Source organism: Enterobacter chuandaensis, from assembly GCF_039718975.1.
Taxonomy (GTDB): domain Bacteria; phylum Pseudomonadota; class Gammaproteobacteria; order Enterobacterales; family Enterobacteriaceae; genus Enterobacter; species Enterobacter chuandaensis.
In genome coordinates, this window is record NZ_CP097173.1 from 2,546,579 (window position 1) to 2,563,003 (window position 16,425).

A 16,425-nucleotide genomic window follows, 5' to 3' on the forward strand; every position below is an offset into this window, starting at 1 on the left:
CTCACGGAGCCGGTTTTTTATTGAGCGTCTCTTTGAGCTGGCCGATCAGTTCACGCCTGAAATCGCCCAGCCTCGGCTTATCGCCATCAATCCAGGGGAGCGGACGGCACACTTCCATCGCTTTGATACCCAAACGCGCCGTCAATAATCCCGCGCCGATACCCTGCGCCGCGCGGGCGGAGAGACGCGCCGCCAGATCCTGCGACATCCAGTCCATCCCCACTTCGCGCACCAGCTCACTCGCACCGGCAAACGCAATATTGAGCAGGACCAGTTTGAACAGTCTGATCCGGCTGTAGTAACCCAGCTCAATGCCGTAGAGGTTCGCGATACGGTTGATCAGCCGCAGGTTACGCCAGGCGATAAAGGCCATATCCACCAGCGCCAGCGGGCTGACGGCAATCATCAGCGTAGATTCCGCTGCTGAACGGCTAATCTCGCGCCGCGCCTGGGCATCCAGCACCGGCTGAACCATATGGGAATAGAGCGTGACCACCTCCCGGTCATTCTGGGTTTCATGGATAGCGGCATACCAGCGCTGAAGCGCCGGGTGCGACTGATCGATTCCCGCCTGGCTGGCCAGCTTTTCACAGAAGGCGCGGCCTTTTCCTGTGCCATGGCTGTGGAGCAGATCCCGTGCTTCATCACGTTCATGCGCGCGCTGCCGCAAACGCCACAGGCGGCGCCACTCGGTGGCAACCGACCCGACGCCCGCCCCCACGATCAGCGCCCCGGCGGCACATCCGCCCAGCGCCACCCAGTCCTGGGTTTGCCAGGCATTCATCGTCCACTGCACGCCCTGCCCAACCACGCTTACGCCAAACAGCGCCAGACCAGCGGTGACCATCCTGCCCCACAGGCTGCGTTTTGGGCGCAGGGCGGCCTCCACGACCGCCTCCGCCGGACCGTCCTCAACGGCGGGATCGTCCGGCAGCGCCGGGGCAAAATTTTCTGCCTGCGCGCCGCTGAACGTCTGCGCCGTTTTAAACGCATCATGATGCTCTTGCTCCAGCGTACCGGTAAAGTCGATGCGCGGTTTTAATGGTTCCGTCATCGCAATTTATCTCCTATCAAAAACTCCAGCGCCGCATCCAGACGGATGTGCGGTAATGGCCTGTCGACGCTCATGGCCTGCGGGCGGAAGGCTTCAAACTGGAAGCCCTGATTCTGCCAGAAGGCCTGCCCCGGCAGCCGCGCGGGCACTTCGCCCGGATACACGGTAAGCGGTTCGCCGTCGCTGAGCCGGTTCCCGCGTAATGCCGGTATTTTCTCGCCGTTAAGGTCAATCAGCCCGCTTTGCGTCGCCTGCACCGAGGCGAGCCCAAGGCAATCCATACTGATGCCTTCAAACGCGGCGTTTTGCCAGGCATCCTGTACCAGCTGCTGCAGCAGAGAAACCATGTTGGCGTGCTGATCGACCGTAACGTGATCGGCTTTTGTGGCTGCAAACAGCAGCTTGTCGATCACCGGCGAAAACAGACGGCGAAACAGCGTTCGCTGTCCGTAATGGAAACTCTGCATCAGCTGCGTCAGCGCGAGGCGCATATCATTAAATGCCTGCGGCCCGCTGTTAAGCGGCTGCAGGCAATCCACCAGCACAATCTGGCGGTCGAAACGCAAAAAGTGGTTTTTATAAAAGCCTTTGACCACCTTTTCGCAGTAGTAATTGTAACGCTCGCGCAGCATGCCAGCATTCGTGTGCTTGTCGGCCTGCGCCAGCTTCGACTCGCCTGCGCCGTCCACATCCGGCCACGGGAAGAACTGCAGCGCGGGCGCGCCCGCTAAATCACCCGGCAGGACAAAACGGCCCGGCTGGATGAAGTGCAGGCCTTCCTGCTTACACTGATGCAGATAGTCCGTCCAGGCTTCAGCAATGGCAGCCAGACGGTTTTCATCCGCAGGCGCCAGCGGATCCAGCCCTTCGCACAGCTGTCGCCATTTGGCTGACCACTCGGCGCGCGGCCCCTGCAACAAGCCCGTCATCTGTCGGGACCAACTGAGGTAATCCTGCGCCAACATCGGCAGGTCGAGCAGCCATTCGCCGGGGTAATCGACAATTTCCAGGTACAGGGTGGAGGTATCCTTAAAGTGGCGCATCAGGGATTCATTTGAGCGAAAACGCAGCGCAAGGCGAATTTCACTGACGCCACGCGTCGGCGTCGGCCACGCGGGCGGATCGCCGTAAAGCTGCGCCAGTCCTTCGTCGTAGGTAAAACGGGGAATGCCAAAATCACGCTGAGGTACGCGCTTAACGCCCAGCAGACGCTCTTCCCGTACCGCGCTGAGCAACGGCAGCCGCGCGCCGGCATGCAGATTCAGCAGCTGGTTTACCATCGCGGTAATGAACGCCGTCTTGCCGCTTCGGCTCAGCCCAGTTACCGCCAGACGCAGATGTCGGTCAACGCCGCGGTTCACCAGTGAATTGAGTTCGTTCTTAAGTCGCTTCATCGCCATCCTTCGTTGCCCGGAAGCCTGGAATGCATGGCTTCAGAATACAATAAATGGGGGCAGATCGTTGATTATCAATTCTTATTTATTGCTATTGCCGTTTTCTCTCCAGTAAGATGAACGGCATTGCAGTCAGTCCGGAGTGAGTAAGGTGTATGTCACCCACCATCTATGATATCGCACGGGTTGCGGGCGTATCGAAATCAACCGTTTCCCGCGTTCTGAATAAACAAACGAATATTTCTCCTGAAGCGCGTGACAAAGTGCTGAAGGCAATAGACGAATTAAATTATCAGCCCAACAAACTGGCTCGCGCCCTGACCTCTTCTGGCTTCGACGCCATTATGGTTATTTCGACCCGTTCGACCAAAACCACTGCTGGTAACCCTTTTTTCTCCGATGTCCTTCATGCCATTACGGCAAAAGCGGAAGAAGAAGGGTTTGACGTTATTTTGCAAACTTCAAAAAGCAGTGAAGACGATCTGCTGAAATGTGTAAGTAAAATAAAGCAGAAGATGATCAAAGGGATCATCATGCTGAGTTCCCCGGCAAACGAATCTTTTTTCACTACGCTGGATGAATACGGCGTGCCCGTGGTCGTTATCGGGAAAGTGGAAGGTGAATATCAGAATATATATTCCGTCGATACGGACAATTTCCAGGATAGCGCCATATTGACAGAGTCGTTTATTAAACATGGACGCACTAAAATTGCCTGCCTGCATGCCCCGCTCGATTATCACGTTTCTATCGATCGCCTTGCGGGCTATAAATCCAGCCTTGAAAAACAGGGCATCGCCATTAATCCGGAATGGGTTATTGATGGCGGATATACCCATGAAAGCGCGCTCCAGGCGGCCTGCAAATTACTTTCGTCTGATAACCCGCCCGATGCCGTTTTTGCCACTGACAGCATGAAATTGTTGGGCCTTTATCGAGCAGCGGATGAGTTAAATCTGAAGGTTCCCGAACAGGTTGCCATGGCAGGATACAGCGATCCGATGCTGTCTCTCGTTTTAACCCCTGCGCCAGGCGGGTTTGATATCCCGACGAGAAAGCTGGGTGAAGAGAGCTGCAACGTGTTGTTTAAGCGTATTGCGGGTAACCCTGCGCCGCATAAGGTATTGGTTGAAACGCATTTTTCGGATGCGGCTGCATTACGCTAAAAACCAGGGGCAAACGCCCCTGGTAAATCATGTTCAGAACGCGTAATTCACGCCAACACCCGCATAGTGGAAGCGATCGCTCTCACCTTCATCGTGGTTTTCCCATTCATAGGCATATTCCAGCGTCATGGATAAACCGTTGTTAAAATTATAGGCGTACAGCATACCCAGACGGTTGAAATCATGTCCTTCACGTTCAGGATCGTCCTGCCAGTCCCAGTTTGACCAGCGATCGAGTCCCAGACGGGTATAAGGCGTTAACGTCGTCTGGCCCAATGAAATTGGCAGATAGGCGCGAATTTCCTGGGTAGAAAACTCGCCGTTATTACGTGAGCTGTCCATATTGAAACCGCGCTCTAAATAGTAATTCACTTTCGCAGAGACGGTTTCGTTGATGGTCCAGGTAAAACCGGTTTCGGTCTCAACGCGGCTGTCAGAATAGCCGGTTTTTTCCAGATCGTTGGCAAACTGATACATGGCAAACCAGCCGCCAAAGCGCCAGTCGTCGGTTAATTTAATATCCCAGTCAGGCTGAACTTTGTAGCGCTGCATATTGGCACTGCCGTCTTTAGCGCCGTGCTCATCTTTAAAGTGATAACCATAATTACGGAAGCCACCGGTCAGACCGAACGTAAAATCATCGGTGCCGATAAAGCGATAGCGTAATTCAAATTCCGGGCGATCAAAATAGGTGCCACGCGTCATGCTGCTGTAATCAACTGGCCCCTCCTGATACATCGCCAGAGAGATCGTCCATGCATCCCACGTCGCATTAAACCACACGGAAGGTTCATATAATCCATCTTTATCGTCGCCCTGACCCTCGACGTTTTCAATTTCGTACATGGCACCAATATTAAACGCCCACTGCTTTGCGGTTTCTGTTGCTTGCGCGCAGCTAACCCCTGCGCACAGAACGAGCGCAGCACTTCTTAGTAGAGTACTCATTAAATATTCCCTTTATAATTAACAAACAAAAAAACCGGAAATTTGCATTTCCGGCAAACACCTTTCTTATCTAATAGCCGCTTCGGAATCAGCGTCGAAGAAATGGCACTTATTCATATCGAACTGAATGCCGATATTATCTCCGGCTGCGTAGTCATTTGCCGCGCCCGCGCGGACAACCAGTTCATGCCCACCCACGGCGGCATAGAGCATAAATTCGGCTCCGGTCAGCTCAGCGACGCTGACTTTTGCCGTAATCTCCTCAGCGCTGCTCTGCAGGGTGACAATGTCTTCAGGGCGGATGCCGAAGACGACCGCTTTGCGCTGGTAACCCTGCGCATTCAATACGGCGAGCTTGTCCTCAGGGATTTCCAGACGCAGCGTTTCCGTCACGAAATAGCGGTCGTCGATGGCACCACGAATAAAGTTCATCGCTGGTGAGCCGATGAAACCTGCGACAAACATATTTGCAGGCTCGTTGTACACCTGCTTCGGTGCCCCCACCTGCTGAATAATGCCGTCTTTCAGGATCACGATGCGGGTCGCCATCGTCATGGCTTCCGTCTGGTCGTGCGTGACATAAATCATGGTGGTATTAAGCTTCTGGTGCAGCTTGCTGATTTCAGCGCGCATCTGAACGCGAAGCTTGGCATCGAGGTTGGATAACGGCTCATCCATCAGGAAGACGCCCGCTTCACGCACGATCGCCCTGCCGAGCGCCACGCGCTGGCGCTGGCCGCCGGACAACGCGCCAGGCTTACGCTGCAGGTATTCGCGTAATCCCAAAATCTGCGCCGCCCAGTTAACGCGCTCTTCAATCACCGCAGGCGCTATTTTTTGCATTTTCAGGCCAAACGCCATGTTGTCGTAAACCGTCATATGCGGATAAAGCGCATAGTTCTGGAATACCATTGCGATATCGCGCGATTTGGCAGGCACGTCATTCATGCAAACGCCGTCGATAATCAGTTCACCCGCGCTGATCTCCTCAAGACCGGCAATCATTCGCAGCGTCGTGGATTTACCACAGCCCGATGGACCGACGAAGACAATAAATTCTTTGTCTTCAATTTCGAGGTTGAAATCCTTAACCACGTGGACCTGGTTATCATAGATTTTCTGAATATGTTTCAGAGACAGTTGAGCCATAATTTATTCCTTATCAATACGCCCGGGACGCCCAGAACGCTGTCAGGCATGTCCAGGTCAGTTCCCGCGTTGAATGAAGTTGTAATCCCGCATGGTTAAGGCCAGGCCCAATCCCTACTGACAGCATCCCCGCGGCGTTGATTGCATCAACGCCCGCGGCGGCATCTTCAATACCGATGGCCTCTCCAGGACGCACGTTCAGCCCTGCACAGGCGGCGAGGAAGATCTCCGGGTCTGGCTTGGAGCGGCGAATGCGGGAAGCATCGGCGCAAAAATCGAACGCCTGATGGATCCCCAGCGCGTGCAGGATCCCCGGAGCATTGAGCGAGACGGAGGCCAGCCCAATTTTGACCTTCGCGGCGCGGATCTCCGCCAGCACGTCGCGGATCCCTGGAAGCAGCGAATCCTGCGTCAGTGATGCCAGCGACTGGACATAAAGCGCGTTTTTTTTCGTCGCAAGCGCGAGGCACTCCGCCTCGCTAAACATCCCCTCTTTTCCGCCATGCTTCAGAATGCGCAGGAGAGAATCCATGCGGCTTATTCCCTTCAGCTGTTCGTTAAAGACTTCATCGAAGGTGATGCCAATTTCTTCCGCCACGGCGCGCCACGCCAGAAAATGAAGATGTGCGGTATCGGTGATCACACCGTCCAGATCGAATACAACAGCGTTAAGCGTCATGGCGCCCCTCCGTGGTAGCGGTCCCATTAACAGGTGCAAGAAAGTCCTTATAAGCGCAGACCTTCCGCCCCGTGATAGTTAGCGTTTGACCCCACAGCGTCAGCGTGACAGGTGCGGAGGATTCGATGGTTAACACCTCGTTTTCACAGGTGAAGTGCATGGTTACGTTCCGCCACCGCAACGGGAAGGCGAGCTTCTGCCAGTGCGCAGGCAGCTTCGGCGCAAGATGCAATTCCCCTTCAATAATTTGCAGGCCAGCAAATCCCTGAATGGCACCAGACCAGATCGCGCCGGTGGCCGCAGCGTGGATACCCTCATCGCTGCTGTGCGGATCGTCGCCCAAATCAATGCCGATGCCGTCACGCCAGAAGGCATAAGCCCCTTCGGTGTCGCCGCAACGCGCGAGCACAATCCCGTGAATGGCTTTGCTCAGCGACGAGTCATGGATGGTACGCGGTTCATAGAACGCCAGATTGGCAGCGCATTGCTGCGGCGTAAACCGTTCCGGCAGCAGGTAGTTCAGCATCACCACATCGGCCTGCTTAAGGATCTGCATTTCGTTCACTTCCGCGCGGGAGTAATCGAGCAGTATGGTTTGCTTACCCGCTTTGGCTTTATAGCGGCTCAGATCGATAGCAGGTTTTGCCATAAAGGTATCATCCTGCGGGATCACACCGTCCGCGTCGGCCTCTGGCAGCCACAGGCGCGCCAGGAACCGTGCGGCATTCTCTTTAAAACGCGCATCCTCACGTCCAAACATCGCCATAAATTGGGTCGCGCAGGCAACGTTGTGCCAGGCCAGATAGTTGGTATAGGCGTTGTTGTTTACATGCTCGGTGTATTCGTCCGGCCCGATCACGTCATGGATTTCCAGACGACCGTTGACTTCCGTTGCGCGTCCCATCCAGAACGCGGCGGTTTCCATCAGCAGCGTCAGGCCTTCGTTACGCATAAAAGCATCGTCGCGTGTCGCCTGCCAGTAAGTGACGACGGCCCAGGCAATATCTGCCACGATGTGGTGTTCAGCGAGCGCGGAGGCCACCTTCTGGCGTACCCCGGTACGGATGTTAATCGCCGCGAATTCTGGCGTCTCTTCCTCTCCGCTTGCGGCACTTTCCCACGGGAACAACGCGCCAGGCCAGCCGTTCCGACGGGCTTTTTCCCGTGCGCCTGAGAGATTAAGCCAGCGATAGCGCAGCAGGCTGCGGGCAATCTGCGGGCGGGTGAACAGATGGAAAGGCAGCAGGAAAATTTCGGTATCCCAGAATACGTGGCCTTTATACCCCTCTCCCGTCAGCCCCTTCGCAGCGATACTGCTGCGCTCGTCATGGGCTGGCGTCATTGCGGTCAGATGCCAGACGGCGTAATCCAGCGCCATTTGATCCTGATGCTCTGCTGAAGCCACCTCCACCCGGGCGTCACGCCAGACCGCGTTCCAGGCATACGCTGAGCTCTCAAGCAGCGCGTCGTAGCCTCTTGCGGCAGAGACTTTGAGATCGGCCAGCGCGTTGCGCGCGAAAGACTCCTGTGACAGCGCTTTATCACTGCGATGCGTCAGCCAGACGATTTTCTCAAGCGTGACAGTGTCACCCTGAGCGATCGCCAGAGAATGGTGAACGCTGAGACGGCGATTTTTGGCGGTGAAACAGCTGTCGCTCTTCGCTGAGAGCTGACAAAACGCCGAAACAACAACCTCAGATGCCCGGTCCTGGGTTTCATACACGCCCTGCATGTAGTGCTGGTCAAAGACCCTGACCGAGATCTCATCCAGATGCTGTCTGCCGCTGTTCGTTTGTGTTGCGTCGATGCCGGTTTTCAGCACCGCCTGCGTGGCGCCATCAAGGGGCGTGATCGAGAGCTGCATAGCCACTAAGGGCAACTGGTCCAGCGAAACGAAACGACGACTCTCCAGCCGGTAGCGTTTTCCGTCCGGTGAACGCCAGACAACGTTACGGTGCAGTTCGCCGTTGGCAAAAGCCAGCTCGCGCTGCCACTCAAGAATGTCGCCTGACAGGAGCGTGAAATTGACGCCGTCCAGCTCAACATCCATCCCGGTGACATCCGGCAGATTGACCAGCTCTGTGGTTTCGTTGCGTCCCGCGCGATGATACAGCCCCGCGAGATACATGCCTCTGGTCTGCTGGGTGTACTCTTCTTCATGCGCGGCGCGAATACCCATGTAGCCATTGCCGCATGCCATGATGGAGGCGTATTTATTCAGGCTGTGTGGACAAAAGCCCGGATCGGTTAATACAGAGACGTTCAGCATAGTGTCACGCTTTCCCCTGTTTCTGCGGATTCATAAAGCGCGCCAACAAGCTGCTGAATAACCAGTCCCTGTTCCGCATCAGCGATCATCACGGGCTCTCCCAGCACGTGACGCACGAAGGCATCCATACTGCGCAGATGACGCTGATCGTCAGCCTCTTCACGCTGGGTCAGGGTTTCTAAAACACCGGCTTCGTCGTTATAGATGTGCGCCGGGAACAGCGTTGCACCCGCTTTTTCTCCGCAGAAAGAGACGTTCATGATCGACTGCTCGCGGATGTTGAGCGCAAAGGAAGTGTCAAGACGCAAAATGCCGCCGTTGCAGAATTCAATCGTGCCAAACAGGGCATCTTCCACGGTAAACTGCGTGGGATCCCACTCGCCAAACTGACCGGTGCTTTTACGGTTTCCCAGCTTCTGGAAGCTGTGCGCGGTCACCCGTTTTACCGCAGGGAAACCCAGGACATACATTGCGGCGTCTAGCATATGGATGCCGATATCAATCAGCGGTCCACCGCCCTGTAGCGATTTGTTGGTAAAAACGCCCCACCCCGGCACACCACAGCGACGCAGCGCCTGCGCAGACGTGAAGTAAATTTCTCCGAGCGTTCCGTTCATTACCGCATCGCGCAGGAGCTGGGTGTCCAGGGCAAAGCGGTGGTGAAAATCATACGCCAGGACTTTTCCAGCCTTGCGCGCCGCAATGCGCATCTCATCAGCCTGCTGCGGCGTCATCGCCGGGGGCTTTTCGCACATCACATGGCATCCCGCCTCGAGCGCCGCCATCACATGTTCAAAATGGAACCGGTTAGGCGAACAGACGCTCACCACATCCGGTTTTACTGCCTGCAACATCTCGTGAGCGTCCTGCCATGCCGATGGAATAGCATAACGTTCCGCGAACGCCTGTGCCTGCTCAAGGCGGCTGTCCATGACAGCCACCATTTGAACATCACTGCGCGTGGCGTAATACGAGGCATGCACTTTGTCCGCAACCTGCCCGGCGCCAATAATGGCGACGCGCAGAGGCGAAGGTGTAGAAGCACTCATCACGCTCGTCATCCTTAGCATTCACGCAAATAAGTGAGGGAGTCCTGATAAGCCTGAGCCGGATCCTCGGCGCGAACGCGGCACTCATACACGACATAACCCTGATAGCTATCGGCACGCAGCTGATCGAACAGGCTGGCAAAATCAAGGCTGCCGCTGCCCGGCTGGTAGCGGTGGTTATCCGCGATGTGCACATGGCCCAGCAGATCGCGGTTCTGATGCAGCGCATCCGTCAGCGAGTCTTCTTCGATGTTCATATGATAGAAATCACCGATGATCTGCACGTGCTTCAGGCCGTTCTCTTCGATATAACGACGCGCGTCAGCCAGGGTGTTGATCATATGATCCTGATAGCGGTTCAGCGGCTCCAGGTAGACGGTGGTGCCGGTGCGCGCGGCCACGTCATTCAGCCAGCGCAGGGAGGCGCTTACGGCTTTGCGGTCACCGTCCAGGCTGCGTGGAGAGGTCATTGGCGGCAGACGGAAAGTAAACATTCCCCATGCGGCAGGCACGATAATGCCCTTTCCGCCCACTTCGGCCAGCGCTTCCAGAATGCGTTCGATCTGCTGTAACCCGTTTAGACGGCGCTCTTCGATGAAATCACCGATCCAGCCATCGTATCCGCCGCACGCGGTTGTTACCGGCAGGCCAGTGGCCTTGATAGCGGCTTTTACTTCATCGAGGTTTTCCACCAGCAGGCGGCCATCAATTTCGTAGCCATCAAAGCCCATCGCTTTGATGTACTCGAATTTTTCCATGATGTTGGTCGGGAAAAAGGCCTGGTTTTGTGTTGCGATCTTCATGATTTGCTGTCCTTAGCTTAAAAAGTGACGCCCATTTTGATACTGAGTTCCGGGTGCTGATCGACATACGTCATATAGCTTTCCGGGCTGGTGGCGAAGGTCACGACCGGGTCGATCAGATCTTCACAGTTCAGATAACCGTTCATCAGCAATTCCCAGCAGGTCTCTTCGATACGCTTGCGGCTCCAGCGCGGGTAGTCCGGGTTGGGTTCGCTGCAGGCGCGGGAGAAGACAATCTTCGCGTTGTTGAAATGCGCTTCGCGGCCAAGGTTGAAGCCCGCCGCAAACGGTTTGGCAAAAGCCACGTAGGAGATGGTTCCGCCGTAGGCCAGCCCGCGCAGCGCAGACTGCAGCGCATCGGCAAAACCGCTGGTTTCGATGATCACGTCCGCGCCCTGTTTGCCGGTCAGCTTCTTAATTTCCAGGCCAACGTCGGTACCGATTGGGTTCAGGCAGTGATCGGCACCGTGACGGCGCGCGATCTCGCAGCGGTGTTCAATAGGATCGACGCCGATTACGACTGACGCCCCGGCTTTTTTCGCCAGCTGGATGGCAATCTGACCAATCGCGCCCAGACCCACAACCACAACGAAATCCCCTACGCGAACGTTGGCATCACGCACGCCGCTCATGGCGAATTGCGCCGGATCGTAGCAAACGGCGTTTTTCCAGGACGCGCCCTGCGGCATTTTGCGCAGCTTATAGTTATTAACCGCGTTAACGATCACCGTCTCCTGCAGCGGACCGTAGCAGCAGACGCTGTCGCCGACCTGGTATTCCGTCACGTCTGCGCCACATTCAACAATGTCGCCAACGATCATGTTGCCCAGCTGGAATTTACCGAATTCGATACCGCGCGCTGCGCCCTCTTCACGCGGGGTGAACATCTGCCACTCCGCGTTGAACTCTTCATCAATAAACGGGCTTGCCGCGCGGAAATCCACGACTTCGGTGCCGTGCTTCGGTGCGCCAAAGCGGGCGCGAATTTTCACTTCATGTGCTTCAACAGCACGATCTTCATATTCCACCAGCGCCGCTACGCGTGGCGCTGTCGCAACTAACTTCTTCATAACTTGCTCCTGATAAAAAATTGACCGCCTTAGCCCTTGACGCCACCGGCGGTCAAACCACTTTTAATAAAACGTTCAGAGAGTGCGTACATGATGACCACCGGAAGTGCCGTCACCAGTGATGCCGCCATCATGCGACCCCAGATATAATCTGGCGTGCTAAAGAGCGTGTTCAGCCCGACCGGCAAGGTAAAGTTGATGGCACTGGACAAGAAAATGGAGGCAAACAGGTAGTCGTTCCACGCCACCATGAAGCAGTAAACAAACACCGACACGAGACCGGAAATCGCCAGCGGCACGGTAATACGGAAGATGATTTGCAGACGGTTCAGACCATCCATCATCGCCGCCTCTTCTATTTCGTCCGGAATGGTGTCGAAATAGCTGCGCAGCATGAATACCGCCGTCGGCAGCGTCTGGGTCACCATGGTGATGATCAGCGCCATTTCGGTGTCATAAATGCCGAGCGCGGTGATGATTTTGAACAGCGGTACCACCAGCAAAATCCCGGAGAACATATAGACGGTATAGAAGCTCGCGTTGATCGTCGTGCGTCCTTTAAAACGCAGTTTGGACAACGCATAAGCGCCCAGCGTACCGAGAAACACCGCAATGACCGACGACGTCAGCGACACCACCATGCTGTTGCGGAAGTAGTCCACAAACGGGAAGATCAGCGGGTTAAAGATGTCGACGTAATGCTGAAGCGTCCATGCCTGCGGCAGAATCGTCGGGTTCAGCGATATCGCCTCTTTCGCGCTTTTGAACGACGTCATCAGCATCACGAAGAACGGGAACAGCGTGATAATCAGAAATACCGCCAGCCCGAGATAAAAACCAATACGGCCCAGCATGCGTTTATTTGTTGCCATTGAGGTTTACCCTTTTTCTGGTCAGCAGGATCACAGCAAAGATGATCACGAACAGCACCACAGAGATTGCCGCCGCTTTGCCCAAATCGTTGAAAGCAAACGCGGTTTTGTAGAGATAGACGCCCAAAATATCGACCTTGGTGGTCAGCAGGTAGACATCCGCAAACATGTAAAACATCCAGATGGTTCGCAGCGTCACCACCGTTGCCAGCACCGGCATGATGGCGGGCAACGTGACGATACGAAAACGCTGCCAGGCGTTGGCTCCGTCCATCTCTGCCGCTTCGTACAACGATTTATCAATGGTCTGCAAAATCGCCAGGAATGAGATAAACGCGTACGGGAAGTAGCGCCAGATGGCGAACAGCACCACCAGCACAAAACTGCTGCCAGGGTTGTCGAACCACAGCGGTGCCTGGTCATAAAGATGCAGCAGATCGACGCCCAGATAGTTCACAATCCCGTAGCCGTTGTTGAACATGTATTTCCAGGCAAACACCAGGGAAATAGACGGCGTTACATAGGATAAAATCACCAGCGAACGCGCCGTTTTCCGCAGACGGAACTCACGGTTAAAGAAGATGGCGACGGCAAGCCCCAGCCCGGTACTGCCGAGCACGACCAGCGCCGTATACCAGAACGTCATCCACAGCGAGTGCCAGAACGCAGCATCCCCAAGAATGCGGATGTAGTTATCAAGGCCGACGAACACCGCATCAATACGCGGGTTAAGCGGCAGACGTAAGAAACTGATTTCAATATTGGAAATCATTGGCCAGGCCACCAGGCCCCCCAGCAAAATCAGGCTGGGGGCCAACAGCAGCATGGCGAAAGGCATATCTGAACGACCAGAAAACAACGTCTTCATAATTTCCTTCCGCAGAGCGCTCCTATCGTTGTGAAATCAGGTCAGTCAGTCGCTTCTGGCTATTGCTAAGCGTGGCGCTGAGATCTTGTTTACCCACCGTGACGTTATGCACCATGGAGCTGATAATGCCGGACCCTGTTACATCGCCCATGCGCGTGAAGTTTTTATCCCCTACCGCACCAAATACCTGCACGTTCGGGAACTGGGCGATCAGCTCGTAAGGCAGCTGGCCAAACGCTTTAATCACGTCGTTGTTTTTCCAGGTATCCGTACCCACCACCAGCTTGTTCACCGGCAGCGCCGCGCCTGGCGACATCATGACCCAGTCGGTTGCGTTTTGTGCTTGCTCCATCCAGGTGACAAACTTTTCAGCCGCCTGAGTTTCATCGTCAGTTTGACCGGTGGTGATCGTCAGGGAGGTAACCATGCCGTAAACGGCAGAGGTTTTTTCTGTCGGAACGACAAAGCCAAGGTTGGCTGGGTTCCCGTCCTGGAATACCGCTGGCAGGATGTAGGTGGAATAGACGGCCATCGGTGCAGAACCGTTCATGAAGGCATCTTTGATCTCCATGACGTCGTTCGAGCCCGGCATGGTGGTCGCGGCCAGCGCTTTATAGAGCGTCAGCGCTTTCGCCATTTCAGGGGTATCAATTTCAACGTTCCCGTTGGCGTCAAAAACGTTCGCGCCGCCGGACAGCGCAAACTGGGAGAATGCCTGCTCGGTCATCACGCTTTCTGCGGTAGGTAGCGCAATACCGTAATGTTTATTGGCCGGGTCGCTCAGTTTCTGACTGGCGTTAAGCAGTTGTTCCCAGTTATGCGGTTCCTCAATGCCCGCAGCGGCAAGCACATCTTTGTGATACCAGACGCCGGACAGCCAGGCACTCATTGGTACTCCCGTCCAGGCGGTGCCGTCTTCTGTGCGCACCACGCGCAGGATCCCGTCATAGAAGGTATTTTCGCCTACCGCTTTAATGACCTCGCCGATAGCGTTGCGATCCAGCAGTTGCTCTTTATCCATGACTTTCGCGTAGTCATGGCTGATTTCAATCACCTCAGGCAGCGCGCCCGTCCTGGCGAGCGTAATCACTTTGGTGTTGTAGGCATCCTCTTCTACCGGCACCTGCTTCACGGTGATGCCAGGGTTCTCTTTCTCGAATTTTTCGATCAGTTTCGTAATAACTGCCTGACGCTCCTGCTCTACCGATGAGTGCATAAACTCGATGGTGACAGCAGAAGGTTTGTCATCCTTACAGCCTGATAACAGGGCGCACGAAACCAGTGCTGATAACAGCACAATTTTGGGCATTTTCATTTCAGGGTCCTTTTTAGTTTTCTTTAATCCACATAACCTGCCATGGATTGAGGGTCAGTTCCTTACCGCTAACAGCTTGTCCTGATAGCAATTCCGTACCGTTTAGCGTTTCTTCATTAACGGTATGAACGTTATTACTAAAATTAAACAGCGCTGTAATTCTCTCGCCATTTTCCGCCACGCGAATAATTTTAAGAATTTGTTCATCCAGGGATTCAAATAATGCCTGACTATCAGGATGGAATGCACTTTCCCCGCGACGGACCGCAACAAGCTCGCTTAAGCGAGAATAAATTTTATGGCGAATACTATTCGTAGTATTGAGTTCCTGGTCAACCTGACCGGCAGTGTATTTCTTCCGGTTTATTGCGCGGTTATATCCAAGACGCTCGACGCCTTCGTAATCGTTACGGGAACCAAGAATGCTTTGAATATAAATAGCTGGAACACCAGGGAAACTTAACAGTACGGCATGCGCCAGAATAAATCGCGCAATGCGTTCATCATCCGAACTGTTTTGCGAACTTAACGCGTCCAGATAGGTCACGTTAATTTCGTAAGGGCTGCGCGTTCCGTCAGGGTTATTTTTCCAGTTGACCAGCGCACCTTCCTGCTGAAGTTTTTCGACCAGTGAAAGGATTTCTGATTCCGGAAGAATGCCGCGTAGCGGGTTCAGACCGATACCGTCGTGAGAGGCCAGGAAGTTGAACCAGGTCGTTTTTGTCGAAGGCAGCGCCAGCGACCCTGCCCACTGGCAGAGGGCGTTGACATCCTGACGGTGAACAGCATGCAGCACCAGCGGCGGTAAGGAGAACTGATAGACCATCTGGGCTTCGTTTTCACCGTCACCGAAGTAGGAGATATTGTCTTTGTGCGGGACATTCGTCTCGGTAATGATCACCGTTCCCGGCGCCACGAGTTCAGTAATCGCGCGGAAAAGCTGAATAAGGCAATGCGTCTGTTCCAGATGGATGCAGCTTGTTCCTGGGATTTTCCACATAAACCCGACGGCATCCAGACGGATATAACGCGCCCCTTCCGCAAGGTAATGAAGCAGGACGTCAACCATCGCAATCAGCACCTGAGGTGAGGCGAAGTTGAGATCGATCTGATCATCACTGAAGGTGGTCCACAGATGACGTACGCTGCCGTCATGCAGTGTAAAAGGCGTCAGCAGTGGTAATGCGCGAGGACGCGTTACTGCCGATAAATCAGTTTCAGGATCGACTGAAATAAAGAAATCTTCGTAGCCCGGTTTCTGCGCCAGATAATTAGCAAACCATTCACTTTTTGCTGACATATGGTTGCACACAAAATCAAACATTAAGCTGGCAGACTGTTTTAATTCAGCCACATCTCGCCAGGTTCCGGTTTCGGGCGCAACAGCGTGGTAATCAATAACGGAAAAGCCGTCATCAGATGACCACGGATAAAAAGGCAAAAGGTGGACATGGGAAAACGTACGCGCAAGCCACTCATTATAAAAACGGGTAAATACCGGCAGGGCTTTCTCCCCTTTCGCGGAGAACTGATCGGCATAGGTGATCAGGACAACATCTTTTTCATCCCATCCTGTTTTACGTTTTTCTGTAATATCAACGGCGGCTTGTTCGAGCTTTGTTAATAATACTTTAAAATGTGCTTCAGAAAATGATTCACCGTAAATATGATTGATAAGATTTTTAATTTTTGCGTTCACATTATTTTCCATGGTAGCGGTCCCACGACGGGCAATCTACTCTCCTGTAAAATATCTGTCAACGGAACGGGAGGCTGAAAAAGGCAATTG

14 protein-coding genes are annotated in these 16,425 nt (G+C 54.4%); 1 reads left to right on the forward strand and 13 read right to left on the reverse strand.

Features of this window, described 5'->3' with window-relative positions; all coding sequences use genetic code 11:
• Position 1: 1 nt before the first annotated feature.
• Positions 2–1,054 (reverse strand): YcjF family protein, encoded by a 1,053-nt coding sequence (locus tag MX657_RS12460; RefSeq protein ID WP_346805907.1) that lies wholly within the window; start codon positions 1,052–1,054, stop codon positions 2–4.
• Complete coding sequence (locus MX657_RS12465; RefSeq protein ID WP_252001709.1) at positions 1,051–2,448, reverse strand: YcjX family protein; 1,398 nt, start codon at positions 2,446–2,448, stop codon at positions 1,051–1,053. The genes MX657_RS12460 and MX657_RS12465 overlap by 4 nt, the downstream gene beginning before the upstream one ends.
• A gap of 155 nt (positions 2,449–2,603) precedes the next feature.
• Between MX657_RS12465 and MX657_RS12470 the strand changes: the two genes are divergently transcribed.
• Positions 2,604–3,614, forward strand: a complete 1,011-nt coding sequence (locus tag MX657_RS12470; RefSeq protein WP_080329282.1) for a LacI family DNA-binding transcriptional regulator — start codon at positions 2,604–2,606, stop codon at positions 3,612–3,614.
• Positions 3,615–3,647: 33 nt separating this feature from the next.
• Here the strand turns inward: MX657_RS12470 and MX657_RS12475 are convergent, their stop codons facing one another.
• The 11 genes from MX657_RS12475 to MX657_RS12525 all read right to left on the reverse strand — a co-directional run bounded on the left by MX657_RS12475 (position 3,648) and on the right by MX657_RS12525 (position 16,347).
• Positions 3,648–4,562: an OmpG family monomeric porin gene (locus MX657_RS12475; RefSeq protein ID WP_346805908.1), complete on the reverse strand. Its 915-nt coding sequence runs from the start codon at positions 4,560–4,562 to the stop codon at positions 3,648–3,650.
• A gap of 66 nt (positions 4,563–4,628) precedes the next feature.
• The gene (locus MX657_RS12480) at positions 4,629–5,711 is read right to left on the reverse strand and encodes an ABC transporter ATP-binding protein (RefSeq protein WP_346805909.1); all 1,083 of its coding nucleotides are present in this window, start codon (positions 5,709–5,711) and stop codon (positions 4,629–4,631) included.
• 13 nt (positions 5,712–5,724) lie between these two features.
• A complete protein-coding gene (gene pgmB / locus MX657_RS12485; protein WP_252001717.1) occupies positions 5,725–6,390 on the reverse strand; it encodes a beta-phosphoglucomutase in 666 nt (221 codons plus the stop codon).
• Positions 6,380–8,659: a glycoside hydrolase family 65 protein gene (locus MX657_RS12490; RefSeq protein WP_346805910.1), complete on the reverse strand. Its 2,280-nt coding sequence runs from the start codon at positions 8,657–8,659 to the stop codon at positions 6,380–6,382. Before MX657_RS12490 ends, pgmB begins: the two co-directional genes overlap by 11 nt.
• A complete protein-coding gene (locus MX657_RS12495) occupies positions 8,653–9,711 on the reverse strand; it encodes a Gfo/Idh/MocA family protein (protein WP_119915808.1) in 1,059 nt (352 codons plus the stop codon). The genes MX657_RS12490 and MX657_RS12495 overlap by 7 nt, the downstream gene beginning before the upstream one ends.
• A gap of 11 nt (positions 9,712–9,722) precedes the next feature.
• The gene (locus tag MX657_RS12500) at positions 9,723–10,511 is read right to left on the reverse strand and encodes a sugar phosphate isomerase/epimerase family protein (RefSeq protein WP_346805911.1); all 789 of its coding nucleotides are present in this window, start codon (positions 10,509–10,511) and stop codon (positions 9,723–9,725) included.
• Between the two features lie 17 nt (positions 10,512–10,528).
• Entirely contained in the window at positions 10,529–11,581 is a 1,053-nt protein-coding gene (locus MX657_RS12505; protein ID WP_080329288.1) for a zinc-dependent alcohol dehydrogenase, read from the reverse strand.
• Positions 11,582–11,610: 29 nt separating this feature from the next.
• Positions 11,611–12,453 carry a carbohydrate ABC transporter permease gene (locus MX657_RS12510; protein WP_346805912.1) on the reverse strand — a complete coding sequence of 281 codons (843 nt, stop codon included), beginning with the start codon at positions 12,451–12,453 and terminating at the stop codon, positions 11,611–11,613.
• Positions 12,440–13,321, reverse strand: a complete 882-nt coding sequence (locus tag MX657_RS12515; protein ID WP_028013373.1) for a carbohydrate ABC transporter permease — start codon at positions 13,319–13,321, stop codon at positions 12,440–12,442. Before MX657_RS12515 ends, MX657_RS12510 begins: the two co-directional genes overlap by 14 nt.
• Before the next feature lie 22 nt (positions 13,322–13,343).
• A complete protein-coding gene (locus MX657_RS12520; protein WP_346805913.1) occupies positions 13,344–14,636 on the reverse strand; it encodes an ABC transporter substrate-binding protein in 1,293 nt (430 codons plus the stop codon).
• A 13-nt stretch (positions 14,637–14,649) separates the two neighbouring features.
• Positions 14,650–16,347, reverse strand: coding sequence for a sugar phosphorylase (locus tag MX657_RS12525; RefSeq protein WP_346805914.1), 1,698 nt, complete (start codon positions 16,345–16,347; stop codon positions 14,650–14,652).
• Positions 16,348–16,425: the final 78 nt, after the last annotated feature.

Bases quoted from the DNA above. Each gene is read 5' to 3' on its own strand.
- MX657_RS12500 (WP_346805911.1), bottom strand. From the start codon at position 10,511: ATGAAGATCGCAACACAAAACCAGGCCTTTTTCCCGACCAACATCATG.
- MX657_RS12515 (WP_028013373.1), bottom strand. From the start codon at position 13,321: ATGAAGACGTTGTTTTCTGGTCGTTCAGATATGCCTTTCGCCATGCTG.
- MX657_RS12525 (WP_346805914.1), bottom strand. From the start codon at position 16,347: ATGGAAAATAATGTGAACGCAAAAATTAAAAATCTTATCAATCATATT.
- MX657_RS12460 (WP_346805907.1), bottom strand. From the start codon at position 1,054: ATGACGGAACCATTAAAACCGCGCATCGACTTTACCGGTACGCTGGAG.
- MX657_RS12475 (WP_346805908.1), bottom strand. From the start codon at position 4,562: ATGAGTACTCTACTAAGAAGTGCTGCGCTCGTTCTGTGCGCAGGGGTT.
- MX657_RS12470 (WP_080329282.1), top strand. From the start codon at position 2,604: ATGTCACCCACCATCTATGATATCGCACGGGTTGCGGGCGTATCGAAA.
- MX657_RS12520 (WP_346805913.1), bottom strand. From the start codon at position 14,636: ATGAAAATGCCCAAAATTGTGCTGTTATCAGCACTGGTTTCGTGCGCC.
- MX657_RS12480 (WP_346805909.1), bottom strand. From the start codon at position 5,711: ATGGCTCAACTGTCTCTGAAACATATTCAGAAAATCTATGATAACCAG.
- MX657_RS12510 (WP_346805912.1), bottom strand. From the start codon at position 12,453: ATGGCAACAAATAAACGCATGCTGGGCCGTATTGGTTTTTATCTCGGG.
- MX657_RS12465 (WP_252001709.1), bottom strand. From the start codon at position 2,448: ATGAAGCGACTTAAGAACGAACTCAATTCACTGGTGAACCGCGGCGTT.
- pgmB (WP_252001717.1), bottom strand. From the start codon at position 6,390: ATGACGCTTAACGCTGTTGTATTCGATCTGGACGGTGTGATCACCGAT.
- MX657_RS12490 (WP_346805910.1), bottom strand. From the start codon at position 8,659: ATGCTGAACGTCTCTGTATTAACCGATCCGGGCTTTTGTCCACACAGC.
- MX657_RS12505 (WP_080329288.1), bottom strand. From the start codon at position 11,581: ATGAAGAAGTTAGTTGCGACAGCGCCACGCGTAGCGGCGCTGGTGGAA.